The 21,436-nt window shown below is 45.9% G+C and carries 17 protein-coding genes; 8 read left to right on the top strand and 9 right to left on the bottom strand.

Annotated features, from left to right (window positions below; genetic code table 11):
- Positions 1-214: 214 nt before the first annotated feature.
- The gene (locus FTV18_RS07000; protein WP_159123808.1) at positions 215-1,930 is read right to left on the bottom strand and encodes a cation acetate symporter; all 1,716 of its coding nucleotides are present in this window, start codon (positions 1,928-1,930) and stop codon (positions 215-217) included.
- 1 nt (position 1,931) lies between these two features.
- Complete coding sequence (locus tag FTV18_RS06995; RefSeq protein ID WP_004781535.1) at positions 1,932-2,264, bottom strand: DUF485 domain-containing protein; 333 nt, start codon at positions 2,262-2,264, stop codon at positions 1,932-1,934.
- Between the two features lie 182 nt (positions 2,265-2,446).
- On the opposite strand from FTV18_RS06995, the gene FTV18_RS06990 reads away from it, so the two are divergent.
- Positions 2,447-5,938 (top strand): PAS domain-containing hybrid sensor histidine kinase/response regulator, encoded by a 3,492-nt coding sequence (locus tag FTV18_RS06990; protein ID WP_159123807.1) that lies wholly within the window; start codon positions 2,447-2,449, stop codon positions 5,936-5,938.
- 417 nt (positions 5,939-6,355) lie between these two features.
- Positions 6,356-7,123, top strand: coding sequence for a hypothetical protein (locus tag FTV18_RS06985; RefSeq protein WP_005232645.1), 768 nt, complete (start codon positions 6,356-6,358; stop codon positions 7,121-7,123).
- 66 nt (positions 7,124-7,189) lie between these two features.
- Here FTV18_RS06985 and FTV18_RS06980 read toward each other — a convergent pair whose 3' ends face one another.
- On the bottom strand, positions 7,190-7,840 hold the full coding sequence (locus FTV18_RS06980; protein WP_004781530.1) for a response regulator transcription factor: 651 nt from the start codon (positions 7,838-7,840) through the stop codon (positions 7,190-7,192).
- Positions 7,841-8,213: 373 nt separating this feature from the next.
- Here FTV18_RS06980 and msuE point away from each other — a divergent pair, with 373 nt between their 5' ends.
- From msuE to FTV18_RS06960, 4 genes are all read left to right on the top strand, one after another.
- Positions 8,214-8,948 carry an FMN reductase gene (gene msuE / locus FTV18_RS06975; RefSeq protein WP_180002606.1) on the top strand — a complete coding sequence of 245 codons (735 nt, stop codon included), beginning with the start codon at positions 8,214-8,216 and terminating at the stop codon, positions 8,946-8,948.
- 28 nt (positions 8,949-8,976) lie between these two features.
- Entirely contained in the window at positions 8,977-10,092 is a 1,116-nt protein-coding gene (sfnG, locus tag FTV18_RS06970) for a dimethylsulfone monooxygenase SfnG (RefSeq protein ID WP_180017246.1), read from the top strand.
- A 152-nt stretch (positions 10,093-10,244) separates the two neighbouring features.
- Positions 10,245-10,859 (top strand): riboflavin synthase subunit alpha, encoded by a 615-nt coding sequence (locus tag FTV18_RS06965; protein WP_159123803.1) that lies wholly within the window; start codon positions 10,245-10,247, stop codon positions 10,857-10,859.
- Between the two features lie 126 nt (positions 10,860-10,985).
- A complete protein-coding gene (locus tag FTV18_RS06960; RefSeq protein ID WP_180017249.1) occupies positions 10,986-12,395 on the top strand; it encodes a deoxyribodipyrimidine photo-lyase in 1,410 nt (469 codons plus the stop codon).
- Between the two features lie 62 nt (positions 12,396-12,457).
- Here FTV18_RS06960 and FTV18_RS06955 read toward each other — a convergent pair whose 3' ends face one another.
- Positions 12,458-13,639 (bottom strand): acyl-CoA dehydrogenase family protein, encoded by a 1,182-nt coding sequence (locus FTV18_RS06955; RefSeq protein WP_180017251.1) that lies wholly within the window; start codon positions 13,637-13,639, stop codon positions 12,458-12,460.
- Between the two features lie 130 nt (positions 13,640-13,769).
- On the bottom strand, positions 13,770-15,716 hold the full coding sequence (acs, locus tag FTV18_RS06950; RefSeq protein ID WP_180011081.1) for an acetate--CoA ligase: 1,947 nt from the start codon (positions 15,714-15,716) through the stop codon (positions 13,770-13,772).
- 261 nt (positions 15,717-15,977) lie between these two features.
- Between acs and FTV18_RS06945 the strand changes: the two genes are divergently transcribed.
- Entirely contained in the window at positions 15,978-16,553 is a 576-nt protein-coding gene (locus FTV18_RS06945) for a DUF805 domain-containing protein (protein ID WP_180017253.1), read from the top strand.
- Between the two features lie 107 nt (positions 16,554-16,660).
- Positions 16,661-17,641 carry a mechanosensitive ion channel family protein gene (locus FTV18_RS06940; protein WP_159123798.1) on the top strand — a complete coding sequence of 327 codons (981 nt, stop codon included), beginning with the start codon at positions 16,661-16,663 and terminating at the stop codon, positions 17,639-17,641.
- Here the strand turns inward: FTV18_RS06940 and FTV18_RS06935 are convergent.
- The 4 genes from FTV18_RS06935 to FTV18_RS06920 form a co-directional block, all read right to left on the bottom strand.
- Complete coding sequence (locus tag FTV18_RS06935; RefSeq protein WP_180017255.1) at positions 17,615-18,328, bottom strand: 16S rRNA (uracil(1498)-N(3))-methyltransferase; 714 nt, start codon at positions 18,326-18,328, stop codon at positions 17,615-17,617. The two genes, FTV18_RS06940 and FTV18_RS06935, sit on opposite strands and share 27 nt — an antisense overlap.
- 277 nt (positions 18,329-18,605) lie before the next feature.
- Positions 18,606-19,886 carry a 3-deoxy-D-manno-octulosonic acid transferase gene (locus FTV18_RS06930; RefSeq protein ID WP_180017314.1) on the bottom strand — a complete coding sequence of 427 codons (1,281 nt, stop codon included), beginning with the start codon at positions 19,884-19,886 and terminating at the stop codon, positions 18,606-18,608.
- Between the two features lie 81 nt (positions 19,887-19,967).
- Complete coding sequence (locus FTV18_RS06925; protein ID WP_166139484.1) at positions 19,968-21,053, bottom strand: alkene reductase; 1,086 nt, start codon at positions 21,051-21,053, stop codon at positions 19,968-19,970.
- A 15-nt stretch (positions 21,054-21,068) separates the two neighbouring features.
- Entirely contained in the window at positions 21,069-21,368 is a 300-nt protein-coding gene (locus FTV18_RS06920; protein ID WP_121979733.1) for a helix-turn-helix transcriptional regulator, read from the bottom strand.
- Positions 21,369-21,436: the final 68 nt, after the last annotated feature.

Genomic DNA, 21,436 nt, shown 5'->3' with positions numbered 1-21,436 from the left:
CCTGTCGAGCATCATTATTGTTATCGCTGGCTTAACATAGCATGATCTAGCTGATGGTTAGAAACAGGATTGTATAAAAATCATTGAAATCTCAGTTAAAAATAGCTGTATTTAATTTTAGATAACCTATCCCAAAGTATTTCATTGGGTAGCTCAGGTATTTTATCGCTATAAAAAAAGCCCCCATCAGGAGGCTTTTTTAGGACATCAGATCTTAGTGATCAGATGCACCTGAGATTCCAATACCTGTTTGTGAGCGAACAAACTGTGCATCGAAAGCTTTGCGTTCTGCTTGTGCTTTCACTGAGCGGTCTGTGATGGAGAAGAACCAGCAGCAGAAGAAAGACAGTGGCATTGCAAATAATGCAGGACCATTAAATGGAACGACTGGTGTATCTGAAATCGCGAAAGTATCTACCCAAACTGCTTTAGACAGTATGATCAGTACTACTGCAGTCACCAAACCAACCACGCCACCAATGACAGCACCACGTGTGGTCAGGCCTTTCCAGAACATAGACAGAACCAGTACCGGGAAGTTGGCACATGCGGCTACCGAGAATGCCAGACCCACCATGAAGGCAACGTTTTGCTTCTCGAACAGGATTCCCAGAATCATCGCAAAGATAGCAAGACCAAGAGTTGCAATTTTAGACATGCGCAGTTCAGATTCAGGTGTAGTACGGCCTTTCTTGAATACGTTTGCATACAAGTCATGTGAAATTGCTGAAGCACCTGACAAGGTCAAACCTGCAACTACCGCAAGAATGGTTGCGAATGCCACTGCAGAAATGAAGCCCATGAACAGGTCACCACCCACAGCATCTGCCAGGTGAACCGCGGCCATGTTGTTACCGCCCACCAGCTCTAGCTTGCCTGTGATTGCCATTTTTGCAATGTCCAGGAACTGCGGGTTGTTCGCTACGTATAGAATCGCACCGAAACCGATAATGAAGGTTAACAGGTAGAAGTAACCGATAAAGCCTGTTGCAACCACCACTGATTTACGTGCTTCTTTGGCATCTTTTACTGTAAAGAAACGCATCAGGATATGTGGCAGACCTGCTGTACCAAACATCAGCGCCAGACCAAGAGAAATCGCATCGACCGGATTCGAAGCGAGATTACCCGGACCCATAATCTTGGTTGCATCTGCAAGGCTCAGGTCATGTACTTTAGAGTAAACCTGAATCGATTGTTCAAACATATTGGTAAAGCTGAAACCTACGCCCTTCATTACCATGAAAGCCATAAATGTCGCACCAGACAACAGCATTACTGCTTTAATGATCTGTACCCAGGTCGTTGCCAGCATGCCACCGAAGATTACATAAGCCATCATCAACAGGCCAACAATCACCACAGCAATATTGTAGTTCAGACCGAAGAGTAACTTGATCAACTGACCTGCACCTACCATCTGTGCGATCAGGTAAAACGCAACCACAACCAGTGAACTTAATGCAGCTAGAGTACGCACCGGTTTTTCTTCCAGACGGAACGACACTACATCAGACAGGTTAAATTTACCCAGGTTACGCAAACGTTCTGCCACCAGGAATAAAACGATTGGCCAACCCACCATAAAGCCTAGTGAGTACAGCAATCCGTCAAAACCGGACAGGAATACCATCGCGGAAATACCGAGGAAAGATGCTGCAGACATGAAGTCACCAGCAATGGCCAGACCGTTCTGGAAGCCAGAAATCCCGCCGCCGGCAGTATAGAAATCATTAGTATTTGTGGTTTGTTTGGCAGCCCATTTGGTAATAAATAAGGTTGCTCCAACGAAAATCACAAACATGATAATCGCGTGCCAGTTGGTCGCTTGCTGCTCCGCAGCACCCAGATCTGGTCCAGCAAATGCCATTGCCGAGCTGAGCAAGGTCAGCGCTGCAGCAGCAAGCGCTTGATATGAAATCCCTTTCATCTTAGTGTTGCCCCTTTTCTTTTGTAATCGCTTCCACTTCCTGAATTGCTTCTCTGTTCAGCTGATCAAGTTTGTTATTGGCAATGTAGGAATACACCCAGCACAATATAAAAGACAAAATAATGATACCGATACCTAGAGGTACACCCCAGGTCGTTACACCGCCAGAAATTGAAGACAATAGAAATTCTTTGTTGTAGCCAACAAGCAACATGAAACCGACATAGACAAATAGCATGATGCCGGTTAAGGTCCAGCTCAGCGTACTTTTTCTACGTACCATTTCTTTGAATTTGGGATTCTGTAGAATTCTTTCTACTTGGGCCTCATCCATAGTTACACTCCTGTAGCCCCACCATGGGCTTACTATTTTTTAATTCGAATTATCACTGTTGCAAAATAACAACATTTAGAATGACTTGTAATTTAGACTTTGGTCGTTAAAAAATGATCAATTTAAACTGCTGAGTGCATGATGCGGTATCATAGCGTCATGCACAGTACACATCAGGCTATATGAACAGTTGGCTCATCATAGGGGTGCTCGCCCTCTATATCACTTTACTCTTTACTTGCGCTTTCTATGGGGAAAAACATGCCAGCCGGCTGAGTACCCGTGGCCGCATGCTATTGTTTAGTTTAACTTTAGGCGTCTACTGTTCTTCCTGGACATTTTATGGCGCGACCGGTGCTGCGGTTCGTGAAGGAATTATTTTCCTGCCGATCTATCTTGGTCCCCTGCTCTTTGTCGCGATTGGTTACGATATCTGGCGCCGTCTGGGACGGGTACGCCAGCATCATGCGATTTCCTCTATCGCCGACTTCGTCGCTGCACGTTATGGTAAGAGTGGGCCTCTGGCTTCGCTGGTCACCATTCTGGCGGTGATTGCCATCATTCCCTATCTGGCTTTGCAGTTACGTGCAATTGCCTTGAGTGCGGCGGTCATTCTGGAACCTTCAGCCGGGATTGCCAGTACCACCAATAGCGTACTGTTCCTGACTGGCGTCCTGGCGATTCTGGCGATGATTTTCGGTACCCGGCAGATTGCCAACACCGAACAGCATGGCGGTCTGATGCTGGCTGTCGCCTTTGAGTCTTTTGTTAAGTTATTTGCCTTGCTGGCCGTAGCCTGTTTCTTTATTTTTGAAGCACCAGAAAATCTGCCTCAGATCAGTAGCGATATTCAGTCAACCTTCCATGATGTACAGCTGTTTGGCGTACCGGAAAGTTTCTGGGTACAGACCCTGTTGGCTGCACTGGCGATTATCTGCTTGCCACGTCAATTCCACGTAGCAGTGGTTGAATTACGGGATGAAAAACATATCCGTGGTGCACGTCGCTGGTTTGCCATTTATCTGATTCTGACCACACTGGCAATTATCCCGATTGCCAGCTGGGCACTGCATGCGGCTCCCCAATATTTAGCGATTCCAGATGTCGCGGTACTGTCTTTACCGCTTAGCTATAATCAGGACTGGCTGACCTTATTGGCCTTCTTAGGCGGTTTCTCGGCTTCGACTGGTATGTTACTGGTGTCTTCAGTAGCCCTGTCGATCATGCTGAGTAATGACCTGATCATGCCAGCGCTCTGGCGGTTAAACCTGATCTCACGGCATGACAAGCGTTTACCACTGGTACTCAAATTTACCCGCCGGATCTGTATCCTAGCCGTGATGTTGATGGGCTTTCTGTTCTTCAACTTTTTTAATGATATTGACCAGCTCTCAGTCTTTGGTCTGCTGGCCTTTAGTGCCGTGGCACAATTCGCCCCTGCCCTGATTGGTGGTCTGTATTGGCGTGGCGGGAGTAAGCAAGGTGTATATGCTGGCCTGCTGACCGGTTTCGCTTTATGGTCGTATACCCTGCTATTACCAACGATTTTGCGCAGCCTGCCAGAAGCCTATCAGCAGTTCAGCCAGAGTTTTCTGGAACAGGGTCCTTTGGGCTGGAACTGGTTACGTCCTGAAGCCCTGATCGGTTTCGAATCTTTTGATCCTTTAACGCATGGTGTGGTCTGGGCACTAGGTCTGAACACATTCCTATATATCTGGGTTTCCCGGATGTTCCGTCCAAGTGTGGCTGAACAGATTCAGGCGGAAAGTTTCTTCTACTATGAAACCAAGCCGCTTCCTTCTCAAAGTCCATCGACTGATGTCAGCTACTCGCATCAGGATGTGGCCCGTTTAAAAGTTGGTGACCTGATTACGCTGGCCAAGCGCATTACCGGTGAAGGTCCAACCATGCAGGCCTTCCAGCAGTTCTGTGCTCAAAATAGTGTGGAACTGAATGAAAATAGCAGTGCCAATGGCATGTGGTGGCGTTTTACTGAGCAGTATCTGGCCGGTACCATTGGTGCAGCCTCGGCACGTACCCTGCTGACTACCGCGATGGTGAATAATGGCCTGGCCCTCGGTCAGGTGGCGAATATTCTGGATCAGGCCTCACAATGGCAGCGTTTTAACCAGAACCTGATCATGACCATGATCGACCATATGACCCAAGGGGTGAGTGTGGTTGATGAAAATATGTGTCTGGTCGCCTGGAACAACCAGTACCTGAAACTGTTCGACTATCCAAAAGATATTGTTTATGTCGGCTGTCCAATCGCTGACCTAATCCGTTATAACGCTGAACGCGGTGAATGTGGTCCGGGCTCGGTCGAAGAACATGTGCGTAAACGGATTCACTGGATGCAGGTCGGCAGTGCGCATGAATTTGAACGGATCCGTAAAGATGGCCGCGTGATTCAGATGCGGGGTAACCCAATTGAAGGCGGTGGTTTCGTGACGACCTTTGCCGATATTACTGCCTTCCGTGAAAATGAAGCATTACTGGAAGCCCGGGTTCAGGATCGTACCCAGCAGCTCGCTGATGCCCTGTCTGAACAGCAACTGGCGCGTGAACAAGCCGACAAAGCCAATATGTCCAAGAGCCGCTTTATTGCTGCCGCCAGTCATGACCTGTTACAGCCAATGCATGCTGCACGTCTGTTCAGTACGGCGCTGGAGCAAAGTGTACAAAGCGAAGAAGATCGCAAGACCCTGCAGCAACTGGATCGTGCCCTGCATGGGGCAGAAAGCATGCTCTCAGCTCTGCTGGATATTGCCCGACTGGAGGGCGGTACGATTCAGCCGAAACGCCAGGCTTATCCACTGCATGATTTATTAAGTGATCTGGAACTGCAATTCAAATCCATTGCGGCACAACGTGGCATCAAACTGCGAGTGCATGATGCCCAGTTCTGGATTGACACCGATCCACAATGGATTCGCCGGATTATCCAGAACTTTGTCAGCAATGCCCTACGTTATACCGCCAAAGGTAAGGTCGTGGTCGGTGTACTGCGTTCTAGCAACCGGCCAAATCATATCCGGATCGGGGTTTGGGATACCGGTCCCGGTATTGCTGAAGAACAGCGCATCAAGCTGTTCCAGGAATTCGAGCGTTGTGGCCATACTTCGCCTTGGGGTGAACAGGGTCTGGGGCTTGGTCTCGCCATCGTGCAACGTATGACTGGTCTATTGGATTATCCAGTTCATGTTTCTTCCGAGCTGGGCAAAGGTTCCTGCTTCATGATTGAAGTGCCACTGACCGCAGCACCGAAAGTCGTTGCCGCCCCTGTTCAGGCTGTGCCGTTGAAGTCCAAGGCCTTTAAGATTCTATGTCTGGACAATGATGAAACCATTCTGGAAGGCATGTCGACCTTATTGACCAAATGGGGTTATCAGGTCTTTAAAGCCACCGAACCAGAACAGGCAGCCGAAATGATCCAGCAGGAAAATATTCAGGTCTGGCTGGTCGATCAGCATTTAAATCAGGATAAAATCGGTCTGGACTTTATTCTGGAACATCGTAGTAGTGATATTCCGGTAGCATTGATTACTGCAGATTCTGATCCGGAACTGCCACAGCGCCTGAAGGATTTAAATATTGTCCTGCTGAAAAAACCATTGAAACCCGCTTCACTTCGTTCCTGGTTATCCGGTCTGAAAATCTCTGGTAGTTAGAACTTTTTATTTTTATCTCAATGCCCATTTTAATGATTTAAGATGGGCATTTTTTATACTGAATAAATACCTATCTTTACCTGACTGGCAAAAAAAATTGGCCAATGTGCCAAAAGCACCAAATTTCACATAATTCTTGCTGATAAATTGCTCAAAATTATCATTTCAGCATTCTCTATGGCGAAAGCCACCAAATCTATTAATATACATGTGTACACCTAGTTACAATTATTTAAGTTTCTGTTTTAAATTAATTTTTAATCCTATTTTATGGCAGATAGAACTTTGGTCGTATTTTTAATACAACAGGCTTAGTTCTAAAAATAGACAGTATAAGAAACGATCAGTTCCCATCTGACAATGCCTAAATCCTTTTGGCAGCTGGTCTATTTGCACTGCTAGATAGGAGTTATAAAAATGAAACTCGATGAATCAATTGCTCAGCTTCCCGCACAGACTCAGCAATTCCATCGCCAATATGGTGCTAATGCCTTATTACCCAGCATCGACTGGGCACAAATGTTTAAATACAGCAAACTCGACGATACCCAGATTCAGGCACTTGAAACCCTATATCAGCATGCAGTTCCTTTAGCCCTGCAAGTTTTCGATGAACTGCATTTTGATGTCTTTGAACCCTATGCCTATAAACCGCAAGGTTTAGGTTTATTTGAACGTCTGGCTGAACAGGAAAACAAGTTGATTGAATCTCTGGAAGCGGAAGCCGAAGATTTACCAGCAAAAACCCGTCATCAGATCTGGAGTATGCTGCTGCGTGGTGGCGCTGTTCTGGTCTTTAAAGCGTGGCTCGGTAAAGTAAAGAATGAAGAAGATTGTCTGGACACAACCCAATTTGATGAACTCTCTGATCTGCTCTTTATCAAAACTTGCCCACATGAACTGGCAGAGCACCTACAGGTCGATCCGAATAGTACAGACGAGCATGTGTTCCTGATGTATGAAGATGAAGTTTATCTGGACCGTTTTAACAGTCTGGAAACTGCTGCCCTGTTTGTTGATCTTGGTGTTTATGATGCGACTTTCCTGAGTCTGCGTGATGACCGTGTGGCAGAATATCTCATCTCCAAAGGCTATGTCACTCAAGAACAGATAGATGAATTGCAATCCGCACTGAATCCCATGTTCTGTACCGATGTCACCCAAAAACAGGATTATATTGCTTAATCTGCAATATTCTCAAAATAAAAAAGACCTCATCTGAGGTCTTTTTTATTTTGTAAGTTAAATCCCTTACATTTTCTTTTCTTCAATATTCAAGGCATTAATAGCAAGCACCGCCTGGGTACGGTTTTGTACACCCAGCTTACGGAAGATTGCTGTTACGTGCGCTTTAATGGTGGCTTCTGAAACATCCAGTTCATAAGCAATCTGTTTGTTCAGCAAGCCTTCGGCCACCATCATCAAGACACGGAACTGTTGCGGTGTCAGTGACTGAATCCGTTCTGCCAATGCAGTTTCATCTGCAGCACGCGGATCGAAATTCATGTTGGCTGGCAGATTGGGTGGTAACCAGATTTCCCCTTCGAGGACTTCACGAATCGCTTCACCAATATGGCTTGGATGCGCAGATTTTGGAATATAGCCCATCGCACCATGTGCAATCGCACGCTGGATAATGCTGGCTTCTTCGTGAGCAGAAACGACAATAATTGGAATCGAAGGATATTGTGCGCGAACGTGGACCAGAGCAGAAAAGCCCGATGCACCTGGCAGGTTTAAATCCAGAAGGACAAGATCAGGCTCAGGACCATTTTCTAGACGTTCATAAAATTCATTGACTGCTGCAGTTTCATGAATCTGCGCTTGTGGCAGACTATAACGAACAGCTTGGATCAGAGCATGACGAAACAGTGGATGATCATCAACGATTAAAATATTCATAGGACGTGAGAGAGATCTTGTGCACAGTAGCTCCTATTCTAACCACACAAGCCAGTTTATGGATATGCAAGATCGCCAATTTTTTAAATAATGTGGAGTTTTTCTTTAATTTTTTTAAATTTTGGCTTATTTCAATAATTCTTTAATTCTCATCACTTTTTTATATATGATTTATTCCTATTCTGCATAGCTTATCTTTATTCAATATAAATATAGTTATCAGTTATTTATCCAGCTCTCTATGTTTCAGAAGCAAATTTTCCGCTTATATAGAAAAATCAGATAACTTTTCAGCATTTCGTTATTTTACACCTACTGCGGCAATCGGGATTAATAGGGCCATTCCGAGCTTAACTATTTTTAGGTACTTCACATGTCCCATTTTTCCGAGCAAAAACCTTTAAACATCGTGGCTGTTTCTGGCGGCCTGAATCACCCATCTAAAACCGAAGCACTGGTTCAAGCCATTCTGGATGAACTGGGTGAAGCGACGCCAATCAATGTACATTTCATCAAGTTCAGTGAAATTGGCCAGCTTTTAGGTGGTGCAATTTACCGTAACCAGCTACCGCAACGCGTGCAGGATGATTTGGCAGCTGTTGAAGCAGCAGATGCCCTGATTGTCGGTACGCCTGTTTACCGCGCTTCATTTACGGGCCTGTTCAAGCATTTCTTTGACTTCGTAGAACAAACGGCGCTGGTAGATGTACCGGTTCTTTTAGCAGCTTCTGGTGGTAGTGACCGTCATGCGCTGGTTCTTGAACACCAATTACGCCCATTGTTCAGCTTCTTCCAGGCACAAACTCTGCCAATCGGGGTGTATGCCACAGATCGTGACTTTACGCCTGAATACACCATTCACAGCGAATTACTCCGTGCCCGTATTACCCTGGCAGTGGCTCGTGCCCTACCAATCCTTGAATGGGCGCCAGCAAAGGGGCAGCGTGCTGAGGTTATTAAAGAAAAATCTCAGCAAGCCAACCAGAACCTAGGCATCAACAAGCAAATCGAACAGGAAGAAGTTTTACCTTCAGCTGCAGTACCAAGTCTGGATGCCGCAGAATCCCGTTTGCACAGCAAGAAAGTGCCAAAGACTCAAGTGGCTTAATAGCCGCTTCATTCAGAGGGTAAGAATAATGTCTCAAGATAAAAATATTGTATTTGCTTACTGGGTTCCAAATGTCAGTGGCGGTCTGGTGGTCAGCGACATTGAACAGCGTACTGACTGGAGCTATGACTATAATGTCCGTCTGGCGCAAACTGCTGAGAAAGCAGGTTTTGACTATGCCCTGACCCAGATCCGTTTTACTGCGGGCTATAACGCTGAAAACCAGCATGAATCAGTGAGTTTCAGTCACGGCATCCTGGCAAAAACTGAACGTTTAAAAGTGATTGCCGCGGTCTTGCCGGGTCCATGGAAGCCTGCGCTGGCAGCGAAGCAGCTGGCCACCATTGACCATCTGACCAATGGCAGAATTGCGATTAATGTCGTAAGTGGCTGGTTCCGTGGCGAGTTTGATGCAATTGGTGAAGAATGGCCGGAACATGATGAACGTTATGCACGTTCAGAAGAATTTATTCGCAGCCTGAAAGGGGTCTGGACTCAAAACAATTTTAGTTTTGATGGTAAATACTACCAGTTCCAAGACTATACCTTGAGTCCAAAACCGCTACAGAAACCGCATATTGAAATCTTCCAGGGGGGAAGTTCCCGGGCAGCACGCGATATGGCATCTCGCGTGTCTGACTGGTACTTCACCAATGGCAATACACCTAAAGAGCTGAAAAAACAGATCGATGATATTCGTGAAAAAGCCAAAGCGAACAACCACTCTGTGAAAATTGGCGTAAATGCATTTGTGATTGCACGTGATACCGAAGAGGAAGCGCAAGCAGTACTGCGAGAAATCGTGGCCAAGGCCAATGTTCAGGCGGTGAAATCTTTCGGTGAGGCAACGCGTGAAGCGGGCGCAGCCAGTAAGGAAGGCGAAGGTAACTGGGCCAAATCTACGTTTGAAGATCTGGTGCAATATAACGATGGCTTCCGTACCAACCTGATCGGGACGCCAGAGCAGATTACAGAACGTATCATCGAACTGAAAAAAGTCGGTGTTGATCTGGTTCTTTCAGGCTTCCTGCACTTTATTGAAGAAGTGGAATATTTCGGTGAAAAAGTCTTGCCACTCGTGCGTGAACTGGAAGCGCAGCAAGCTGAACAGCAACAAGAAGAACAAGAAGCTGAGCTCGTTTAAACTATAATAATGCTCAGCATAACGATTCATTCCCTCAAGGCTCGGCTTGAGGGATTTTTTTTGTGCAACACAGTGTTCTCGGCATAGAGATAGCCGCCTGCTTCATTCTTGACTAGAATGAAGCCAAACCCGATGAGATAGAAATTTAAATTATGTATACCGGTATCGTACAAGGCTTGGAAAAAGTCGTGGATATTCGCCAGGGCAATGGCTTCATTACCATTATCGTGAGCAACGAAAATCAGTTTTTTCAGAATGTCTTTATTGGCGCCAGTGTTGCGATCAACGGCGTCTGCCTCACCGTAACGACTATTGATCAGAAGCTAAATCAGATTCACTTCGATATCTCCGATGTAACCCTTGCTCTCACCACCTTAAAATCTCTTCAAGTGGGTGATGAAGTGAATGTCGAACGCTCTGCCAAAGTCGGTGCAGAAAATGGCGGGCATAATCTGTATGGGCACATCGAAGGTACAGCAATCATTAAAAATCTGGAACATCGGGGTGAAACCTACCATATCGATATTCAGATCCCGGATGGCAATATCAAATACTTTTTCCTGAAAGGGTTTATTGGTCTGAACGGCTGCAGCCTGACCATCAATCGCGTCGATCGCGCCAATAGTGAAATTTCGATTGATCTGATTCCCGAAACTTTGCGTCTGACCACCTGGAAAAATGCCAAAGTAGGTGATGAAGTCAATTATGAAATTGACCAGACCACGCGTACCTTGGTGGATACCTTAGAAAATATTCACCAGCGTTAAATGAAAGAGCCGCTTATACCATAGGCGGTTTTTTAACTGATCATTCTGCCCATATCTACGTTTCTATACAGAATTTTCAGGTGGAATGAATAAAATAATCTGATTCCGATTCAGAACGTTATTCCCATGCAGTTGATCTGGTTCCGCCAAGACCTCCGTATACATGACCATGCCGCACTCTGGCATGCTACTCAGCAAGGACCTTGCATTGCGCTAGCAGTCCTCTCTCCCGAACAATGGCAACTGCATCAGGATGCCCGGATCAAAACTGATTTTTATCTGCGTCGGCTCAAATATTTAAAACAGCAGCTACAGCAACTGAATATCCCGCTGATCATATTGAATATTCCTTTGTGGGAAAATTTAGCGCCAGAAATATTGAATCTGTGTCAAACCCTGAAAATTGAAAGCTTGCATGCCAATATCGAAGTTGGCGTCAATGAACTGGAACGTGATGCTCAGGTGCAGCAATTACTAGAACAGCAGCAAATCAGGATCGAGCTCTATCATGACCGCACCCTGTTTCCCCTCGGCAGTATCCGGAACCAGTCCAATCAACCCTATCAGGTCTATAGTGCCTTTAAGAAAAAGTGCTATGAACGGCTAATTCTGGATGTACCCACCTGCTATCCTGAGATTGAAACTCAAGATCCAATCCAATTATCAACTAAGCTCCCCAATGTTGATCTTGAAAAATTCTCAGCGGATTATGTGGTAGAGCATGCTGCCCAACTTTGGCCTGCGGAGGATCAAGCTGCCTTGGATCTGCTCGATGATTTTATCGAGGACAAAATGGCTCATTATAAAACCGACCGTGATCTGCCAGCAGTTGATGGTACCAGCCGCCTCTCCCCTTATCTGAATATCGGTGTTATTTCAGTTCGCCAATGTATGCAAGCTCTTTTTCAGGATGGCTATTTCCAGATTGAGGATGTGGGTCAGCAGACCTGGTTAGATGAACTCTTGTGGCGGGAATTCTATTTACAGACCCTGTTTGATTTTCCACGTGTCTCCAAACACCAACCATTTAAGCAAAATACCAATAAGATCCAGTGGCGCAATGCCCCCGAAGATCTAGCTGCCTGGCAGCAAGGCCAGACCGGAATTCCAATTGTCGATGCTGGCATGCGGCAAATGCTGGCAACTGGCTGGATGCATAACCGGGTCAGGATGATTACTGCGATGTTCCTGTGTAAGAACTTGCTGATCGACTGGCGACTGGGTGAAAGCTGGTTTATGCAGCATCTGATTGATGGCGATCTGGCTGCGAATAATGGCGGCTGGCAATGGTGCGCATCAACCGGCATGGATGCTGTGCCCTACTTCCGGATTTTTAATCCGGTCAGCCAGTCCCTGAAGTTTGATCCCAATGGAGACTATATCCGCGAGTGGGTGCCTGAACTGGCGCATCTGGATGCCAAATCCATTCATGAACCTTATGCCAAAAATCCTGATCTGGAACTGGATTATCCAAAACCGATTGTCGATTTAAAAGCCTCTCGTGTACGAGCCATAGAAGCCTTTAAGCAGATTTAGAAGAAACTATCACTTCATCTAATATGAAAAGCCTCCAATATTGGAGGCTTTTTATTTTCATATTAAGAATAAAAACTTGGATCAGGCACTTTCCCGGTCAATATCCATTCCCCAACTTCCTGATATTTATAATCTACCGGATCATGCAAGGTCTGGGTGCGAACATTACGCCAGAAACGGTCCAGATTCAGTTTGGCTGTGGTCGCACGCGCGCCCATCACCTGAAAAATATTCTGGGTGATATAGAGAGATGTATTGGTGGCCGCGATTTTGGCTGTAGCAATCGCCACTGAAACTTCACCACGCTGCTCAGCAGTGAGATCATTGCCCAGATCCCAAGCGACTTGTAAGGTTTGAATCGCTTTATCTGCCAAGAGACGGACGCTTTCCAGCTGCACATAAAAATCCGCAAAATGCTTCTGGGTAAAGGGGTCATTCACAGCCTCTTCTACCAGTGATTTAGACCAGGCTTTTTGAGTCTGTACGGTTTGTTTGGCCACTTCAAACGCACCTTCTGCTACACCAAGGAACATGTGTACAAAGATCAGCTGGGCAATCAATGGACGTAAGCTTGAATACGGTGTACTCAGTGGACCGGGATTTAACAGCAATTCATTTTCATGAATTCTGACCTGCTCAAAATGGCTGGTGCCGCTATCGGTCTGGCGTTGACCCATATTATTCCAGTCACCGAGAAAACTTACGCCCTTACGTGCTGTTGGAATCACCCCAATGAGTAATTTTCCAGCATCGTTATAGCCTGAGCACAGTAAGATATCGGAATCAATGGAGCCGGAACAGAAGCTTTTATGGCCATCAAAAATATATTCTTTTTCAGCAACTTTTGTTGCGGTAGTACGACGGTCCAGTGGATTTAAGGTATTGCCCCAGAACAGGTTTTCCCGAGCGGTCTGTTCAAACCATGGGCCATACTGTTCTGGTTGGGAAAATAATTGAACCGTTGCAATCAGCAAATGATGAAACCCATAAACATGTGCTAATGAACTATCGACTCGGGCAATAATTTGAATGGTTTTAAAAATTGTCTGCCAGTCTGCTTCCTGACCGCCGTACTGTTTCGGAATAGACAGACCCAGTAAGCCGCTCTGGCGAATCAGATCACGCTCGGCTTTAGGATTACCGCCCTGCTTGTCACGAACTGCGGCCGTTTGAGCAAAAGTTTCTGTCAGTTGCTGGGCAATTTGCAGGGGAGATTGATCTAGATATTGTTGTCGTACATTCATTCTTTTGACCTAAGTTCAGCATAGTTTTAGCTTAGCAGATTGCAGCTTGGCACTATATTCGAAAGCATGCAGAGCTTATTCCTGAGACAAAAATACCGGCAAATAATGCCGGTATTTGAACGTCCTAAACTTATGCCTGATTACGCTGCACTTCAGCAATTAACTGATCCACGACTTGTGGCTCAGCCAGAGTCGAGGTATCGCCCAGACTGTCCAGTTCATTGGCAGCAATCTTTCTTAAAATCCGGCGCATAATTTTTCCTGAACGGGTTTTAGGTAAAGCGGGTGCCCAGTGCAAGGCATCTGGCGTTGCCACTGGCCCTAAAATTTTACGTACCCAAGCTACCAGTTCACCGCGCAGCTGTTCAGTACTTTCAGTCCCTGCCTGCAAGGTGACAAAGGCACAAATCCCCTGACCTTTGATGTCATGCGGCATACCCACTACGGCAGCTTCGGCAACTGCCTCATGTGCAACCAATGCACTTTCAATTTCTGCCGTACCCAGACGATGGCCTGAAACATTGAGTACGTCATCAACCCGTCCGGTAATCCAGTAATAGCCATCTTCATCACGACGTGCGCCGTCACCAGTAAAATAGGTACCCGGATAGGTCGAGAAATAGGCGTCAATAAAGCGGTCTGGGTCACCCCAGATGGTGCGCATCTGACCGGGCCAGGAATCCTTAATTACTAGATTCCCTTCTGCCACCCCTTCAATTTCCTTGCCTTCTGCATCGACAATGGCGGGTTGCACACCAAAGAATGGCCGGGTTGCAGAACCCGGTTTCAGGTCGGTCGCACCTGGTAAAGGCGTAATCATGAAGCCACCAGTTTCGGTTTGCCACCAGGTATCAATCACCGGACAGCGGCTTTCACCGACTACCGAGTAATACCAGTTCCAGGCTTCCGGGTTAATCGGCTCACCGACCGAACCTAAAATTCTCAGGCTGCTACGATCACTTTCCCGTACATAGGCATCCCCCTCACGCATCATGGCACGAATGGCTGTCGGTGCAGTATAGAGAATGGTCACATTGTGCTTGTCGACGATATGTCCGGTACGTGCCCAGCTCGGATATTGCGGCACTCCCTCGAACATGACCGTAGTCGTACCATTAGAGAGCGGACCATACAGTACATAGGAATGCCCGGTAATCCAGCCGACATCGGCAGTACACCAGAACACATCATCCTGTTTGATGTCAAAAACTTCTCGGAAAGTACAGTTCACATAAGTCAGATAGCCGCCTGTGGTATGCAGTACGCCCTTAGGTTTTCCGGTTGAACCCGAGGTATACAGGATAAACAGCGGATCTTCCGCATTCATCGGCTCAGGCGGACAGATCTCATTCACGGTCATAATTTCCATGTGATACCAGAGATCACGCCCCTGTTGCATTTCCACCGGATTGCCAGTGCGATGTACAACGATGACATGTTCAACCGATTCGGTACCGGCGACTTTCAGGGCTTCATCCACATTGGCTTTCAGTGGAATGGCTTTGCCCCCACGCATGCCCGAATCTGCGGTAATCACCATTTTGGCCTGACTGTCTTCGATCCGGCTGGCCAGAGAATCAGGTGAGAAACCACCAAACACCACACAATGCACTGCACCAATTCGGGCACAGGCCAGCATGGCAATTGCGGCTTCCGAGACCATTGGCATATACAGCACCACCCGGTCGCCCTTTTTAATTCCGTTCTTTTTCAGGACATTGGCGAAACGGCAGGTTTCATCATAAAGCTCATGAAAAGAAATAATCTTGTGACGGGATGGATGATCCCCTTCCCAGATAATCGCCGGTTTATAAGGATGTTCCTTAAGATGGCGATCCAGACAGTTGGCACTGACATTGAGCTGGCCATCTGCAAACCATTCAATTTTAAAATTGTCTTTATCAAAACTGGTATTTTTAACCTGGGTAAAAGGTTTGATCCAGTCCAGGCGCTGTGCCTGTTCAGCCCAGAACTGATCCGGTTGTTCAATGGATTGCTGATAACGCTCAAAATACTCTGTATCAGTGGTACGTGCGGTTTTCTTAAATTCTACTGGTACTGGATAGATTTCTTTCATTGTTCGCTTCCTTGATCTTGTTCTATCTCATCACGAGAGCTTGATGGCATTTTGTTGATTGTTTTTTATGCATAATGGCAGTATGTACTGCATATTTCAAATCCGACAATCATGCTTTCGTCGTAGATTATTTATTCAAATTCAATCAGAATAACTTCGGATAATGCTCAGCTATGGCCAAAGTCAGCTAGATATTGCTATCGTCAAATAAAATGAGTCTCCCACTCTCGCTGTATTTTATACAGGCTTAGGATCTTGCCCATGAATTCAACTGAACCTTCCTATTTCCCTCCTCCTTTTCCTGCAGCAGATCATCCCTTATCGATCAGGGGCCGATTTGGACGTTTGAGTTTTATTGCCTGGTCCGCATTTTCACAGTTTATTTTCTTATGCAGCAGTATTGCGCTAGGTTTAAGTATTGATATTGTGAACATTGCCAGCCTATCGGTAGATTCAAACTGGCAAATTTCCCTGCACGGCCTGTCCAGCCTGTTTGCCTTGGCGATCATGCTGGTCTATCTGTATTTCGGTATTGTGATTACGGTACGACGCTTACACGATCTGGACCGCAGTGGCTGGTGGATGCTGCTATTCTTCGTGCCTTTGATCAATCTGTTTGTCTGGATTTATATCCTGCTTTTTCCAGGAACAAGAGGCAGCAATCAGTATGGCCCGATACGTACAAGCCCCGTCTGGGAAAAAATTGTGGCCTGGCTGGTAATCATTTTTACCGTACTCAGCCTGTTGGCGACGACTGCGTTATTCTCTTATATGAGTGAAGGTGAACCTTCAAGAATCCCAAGTGAAGTGAAACAAAAAACGACTGAGTTCTTTTAAGACAGTTGTGTCTGTTTTGCATAAATATATTGTGTATAAATTTCGCTGTTGTTAATTTTTTGCTGTAGTTGAGGCAAAATAAGCGAAATTTAAATTGTGGAGTTTTTGTGGCTGAGCAAGAGAATACTTTAAGCCAGGTAACTGAAGGGACGACTGAGCTCCTGCATCAGGCGACTGAAAAAACTGCCCAAACCGTGATCGAACACACCTCCAAGTACAATGATGCCTATAGCACCATTGACAAGATCATGGAGGGTTTCTGGGAGCGTGTGCCTTATTTCTGCATCGCACTGACAGTCATTGTCATTTTCTGGTTACTGTCAAAACTGTTTAAGTTTTTTGTCCGTAAGACTTTAGAAAACCGTACTTATACCCGACAGAATCTGGTACTGGTGCTGAACCGTGTCGGTAGTACCGTGATTGTTTTCTTCGGTGTTTTAATCGGGCTGGTGATTGCAATTCCAGGTTTCACCCCAGGTCAGCTGATGAGTGCGCTTGGGATTGGTTCGGTGGCGATCGGTTTCGCATTTAAGGATATTTTCCAGAATCTGCTCTCAGGTGTACTGATTTTGCTGGGTGAACCTTTCAAGATTGGCGATGACATTATCGTGAATGGTCTGGAGGGTACCGTGGAAGATATCCAGATTCGTGCAACTTTTTTACGCTCGCCAGATGGTCGTCGTATCGTAATTCCAAATGCTACGGTCTATACCAGTGCAGTCACGGTGAATACTGCTTATACCCGTCGCCGCTGTGAATTTTCGGTCGGGATCGGTTATGAAGATGATATCCAGAAAGCCAAGGATATTATTACTGCAATTCTGGATAAAGATCCGACCATCCTGAGTCAACCTGCATTCAGCGTCAATGTGATTGCACTGGCAGACTTCTCGATTACCCTCAAAGCGTTATGGTGGGTTAATACCACTGAAACAGGCATAGGCACCTCAATCAGTGCCGTTCAGGAACGGGTGATTCAAGCCTTTGCTGAACATAACATTTCGATTCCATATCCGGTGCAGGAAGTGAAAGTCTATCGTGGTGATGGCCATGAAGATGCCTCAGCTCGCGCTAAACAGTCGACCTAAAACATATGAAATCGCCGTTTCAGTACGGAGAATACGGTTGCCAAGGCTCACTGCTTGGCAGCCGTTTTTTATGAGCAAATCAACTTCATACGGAATAAAGCCACCTTCCGGACCAATGACAATCGTGCAAGGATGCTGAAGTGCATATGGCATCGGCTGTTCGGCATAAGGATGTGCAACAAAGGCTGGACAGTCTGCTGTAATGAGTCCCGGCAAAATATCTTCAACAAAAGGTTTAAAGCGTTTATACAGCTCAATTTTCGGAGCAAGCGTATCCCCTGCCTGTTCTAGCCCGAGATCGATATAATGATTCAGTTGCTGCAAAAATGGGGTCTGCCAATAGCTTTTATCCACCCGGTAGCTATGCAGTAAAATGATCTTTTCTACCCCCATGGTCACAGCATCCATGATCAGACGACGCAAAACTTTAGGACGTGGTAAAGCTACAATTAGAGTAACAGGCAGCTTTGCAGGAACTGATTCTTCTTGAATGGGTTTCAATACAACTGCTTTTTCAGAAATTTCGACAACTTCAGTTAAATACCGTTTCCCTTCTCGAATCCCGACTTTCAACGTATCGCCCACCTGAACCTCCAGGTGCTGTTGCAAATGTTCCAGCTGCCGCTTTGACGTAATTGACCATAGATCAGATTCGGTTTGGCGGGGATCAAGCAGGACGATATTCATAAAAAATTAACTCAACAAATCCATCACGGGATACGCGGAAACGTCATCCACAACTGTCCGAGGCAGGACTCTTTTTGCCTGATATAGGTTCTGCGATACCTCTGCAAAAAGATGGTATATGACGAGTTTTGTGGATGACAAATGGTTTTGTTACTTTTGCCGAAACAAAAGTAAAAGAAAGAAGAGTTCCTAGCATTAAATCTATAAAGATAAGGCTTAGTTTTAACCTTATACAGTCAATCCATGAAAATCAGCTTCTTCACAAATCAGAATATAATCAAAGATATTGATCAATCACCTGAATATGCCTTTCAAGTGAACCCTGATTTTGCTGCATCATCTTTTGAGCAGCAGTATTCAAGCTTTCAGCTTTAGCTGAATTATTCAAAATCTCTAGTAAAGTCTCAGCCGCCTGCGTGGCATCCTGCACCACTTCTACCGCATGCGCCTGCGCAAACTCATCTACAATTGTCTGAAAGTTAAAATAGTTTTTACCCAGAATCGTTGGAACATTTAGCGCAATCGGCTCCAGAATATTATGCCCACCACCTGGTTCATTTAGAGAACCACCAACATAACAGGCTTGGCTCAAGGCATACCAGAGCCACATCTCGCCCATGGAATCTGCAAGATAAACCTGAGTATCAGCTTCAATGCGCTGTCCCAAGCTACGGCGCTGGGTCCTTAAACCTAAGGACTGTGCAGCTTGGAACACCTCATCGAAACGTTCCGGATGGCGTGGCACCACGATACAAACCAATGCTGGATCTGCATCCAGTACAGATTTAAGTTCAGCCATCAATTGCTGTTCTTCAGGCGCATGCGTACTGGCGAGAGTAATGATCTTCCGGCCTTGCAGAGACCATTCCTGTTTCAATTGGGCAGCATGATTAATAAATTGCTGCGGTGCCGTGATATCAAACTTGATATTGCCCAAGACCTGAGTTTTTTCTGAAGCTATACCTAGATCAATATAACGCTGCTGGGTTGCTGTATCCTGAGCCAAAAGGCCGGTTAAATTCTTAAGCATGCCACGGGTTAGGCCTTTGACTTTGCCATAGCCTTTGGCAGATTTTTCAGAAAGACGGGCATTCAATAATAGGCAACGCACATTAAAATTCGGTGCCTGGTCAATCAGATTTGGCCAGAGCTCAGTCTCCATCAATAACAGCAATTTAGGCTGATATTTTTGATAAAAATCACGAATCAGGGTTTTCTGGTCAGCTGGCAAATATACAGCTTGGAATAAGTCTAAATAAGGTTCTTTTAAGAAGAGAGATTTGGCACGTGCCTGTCCGGTCTTGGTGGTATTGGTCACTAGAACCGGATGCCCAAGTTTTAAGTAATGTTCAATTAAAGGTTGAGCGGCATTGGTTTCCCCTACGGATACCACATGAAACCAGATCGCCTGCAGATTTTTAGGGGACTGGAAAGGACCAAAACGTTCCAACAGTTCTTGTTCTAATTGTTCCGGACTGGTCGCACGTTTACGTATACGGGATTGATAAAGCGGTTTCGCTAGCGCCAAGGCTGCGTTATACCAGAATGGAGTAGCCACATTGCGCCCCAAAACAGATTCAATCGGCAAAATATAACAGAGCCACATCGACATGTTAATCGATGTGGCTCTTATTTCGAATTATTCTATGGTGCTTAATACTCTAACTTCTGCCAAAGTTGGATAATCAATATAACCTTCAGCCACCTGACTGCCGATCATATTTTCCATTTTCAGCTCATTAAGCGGTGCATTATCAAGCAGACGTTCGTATAGATCAGGATTTGCAATGTAGGCTTTACCAAATGCCACTGCATCTGCCTTTTCAGCTGCCAATAGCTCAATCGCATCTTCGCGACTCAGTTGCATATTGGCAATATAAGGCACTCCACCTGAACGCTCTTTCATATATTCGGAAATACTGTCTTCAGCCAGATATTCACGGGTAAAGAAGAAGGCAATCTTGCGCTTGCCCAGCTGCTCCATGGCATAGCCAAATGTTTCACGTGGATCATTATCACCCATGTCATGGTCATCACCACGCGGAGCAAAATGCACCCCTACACGATCCGCACCCCATACTTCAATCAGTGCATCAGTTGCCTCTAGCAGGAAACGTGTACGGTTTTCGACTGAACCGCCGTATTCATCTTCACGCTGATTGGTTTTGCTTTGCAGGAACTGATCAATCAGATAACCATTGGCAGCATGTAATTCAACACCGTCAAAACCGGCTTCTTTGGCACGAATCGCGGCTTGCTTGTATTGCTCGGTAATCGCGTGAATTTCAGAAACTTCCAAGGGACGTGGCGTAACGTATGGACGTTTTGGACGTAACAAGCTGACATGACCCGCCTGTTGTACTGCACTTGCAGACACTGGTGTTTCACCATTTAACAGATCCGGATGCGATACACGACCAACATGCCAAAGCTGGGCAACGATTAGACCGCCCTTCTCATGAACCGCTTGAGTGACCTTTTTCCAGCCTTCGACCTGAGCATCGGTAAACAGTCCTGGAGTATTTAAATAACCGTTGGCTTCTTCGGAAATCACTGTAGCTTCAGAAATGATCAGACCAGCACTTGCACGTTGCGCATAGTACTCAACCATCATGGGGGTTGGAACACGATCAGCAGTTGCGCGGCTACGGGTCAGCGGCGCCATGATGACACGGTTTTTAAGCTCTAACGCACCGAGCGTTAAAGGAGAATTTAATTCAGCCATCGTTACTCCCACCTGTTAAAGGTGTTGTTGTAGGTGTTCGATAAATTGCTGAATCAAAGTTTCATTGCGGGAGAAATATGACCACTGTCCATGCTTGGTCGCAGTAATCAGGCCAGCCTGCTGTAATACCGACAGGTGATTGGACATGGTGGACTGTGAAACCTGACCCAAACGTTCAATTTGACCTGCACAGACCCCACGTTGAAAGCCACCACACTCTTCCGCAGACAGATATTGCTCCGGAGATTTTAACCACTCCAGAATTTGTCGACGGGTCGGATTGGCTAAGGCTTTAAAAATTAGATCAAGGTCCATAGGCACATCACAATCAGTGGCGCAACGAAACTTCATTCAGCGTCTGTGATCATTATATCGTATTTTTT

The sequence above is a fragment of the Acinetobacter sp. YH12241 genome, assembly GCF_013417535.1.
Taxonomy (GTDB): Bacteria; Pseudomonadota; Gammaproteobacteria; order Pseudomonadales; family Moraxellaceae; genus Acinetobacter.
This window is presented reverse-complemented; position numbering and strand designations above follow the sequence as displayed.